Raw genomic sequence first — 946 nt, forward strand, 5'->3', positions numbered from 1 at the left:
GTCAAGGATTTCCCTTGTAAAGACTCCGTAGCGATATTTCGTGACAAAGACCAAATGAACATGGAGATGAAAGACACAGTGCCTGCCGTGTCTGATATCGTTGACTTTTCCCATAGACCAAATATACTGATGTCATGATAATAAAGCAAGCTTGCAAATATGAACTTCGGCCAAAGGCCGGACAGGAAAGACTCATGCGGCGTTTTGCCGGATGCTGTCGTTTTGTCTGGAACAAGGCGCTGGAGCTGGAGAAAAAGGCCTATGAAGAAAATGGCAAGCGTCTAGGGTATTACAAACTTGCTGGAATGCTGAAGGAATGGAAAAAGGAAGAGGAGACATCTTTTCTTGCAGAAGCTCATTCCCAGATACTCCAGCAGTCTCTGATTGATCTCAACAGGGCCTACGAAAACTTCTTTGCACAACGAGCCAGGCAGCCGCGTTACAAGAAGAAGGGCAGACATGACGCCTTTCGTTACCCTCAAGGTTTCAAGCTGGATGAGGAACACAGCCGCATATGGCTCCCTAAAATTGGCTGGGTACGCTATTACAACAGCCGTCCTGTAAAAGGAACAATCAAGCAGGTGATTGTTTCTCGTTGTGCTGGAAAATGGTCTGTTTCCATCCAGACGGAACGAGAGGAGCCGATTCATGCTCATCCATCGAAATCTGCCATAGGCATTGACATGGGCGTTGCCCGCTTTGCCACTTTTTCCGATGGCAGTTTCATTGAGCCGGTCAACAGTTTCCGCAAGGAGGAGAAAAAGCTGGCCAAATTGCAAAAAGAGCTGGCAAGGAAGGAGAAATATTCCAGGAACTGGTACAAGCAGATTGTTCGTGTTCAGCGTCACCATCACAAGATAGCCAACATACGCAAGGATTTCCTGCACAAGATAACTACGTCAATCAGCAAAAACCACGCTGTTGTCGTGCTTGAAGATCTGGCTGT

The 946-nt window shown here is 47.0% G+C and carries 1 protein-coding gene and 1 pseudogene; one reads left to right on the forward strand and one right to left on the reverse strand.

What is annotated here, in order from left to right; all coding sequences use genetic code 11:
- Window positions 1-114: pseudogene (locus B5F76_RS15445) on the reverse strand (IS200/IS605 family transposase); the annotation flags it as partial.
- 20 nt (window positions 115-134) lie between these two features.
- Between B5F76_RS15445 and B5F76_RS14290 the strand changes: the two are divergent.
- Window positions 135-946 (forward strand): RNA-guided endonuclease InsQ/TnpB family protein (locus B5F76_RS14290; RefSeq protein ID WP_144268519.1); only part of this gene is annotated, 812 nt, incomplete at its 3' end.

It is taken from the genome of Desulfovibrio sp. An276 (assembly GCF_002159665.1).
Taxonomy (GTDB): Bacteria; Desulfobacterota; Desulfovibrionia; order Desulfovibrionales; family Desulfovibrionaceae; genus Desulfovibrio; species Desulfovibrio faecigallinarum.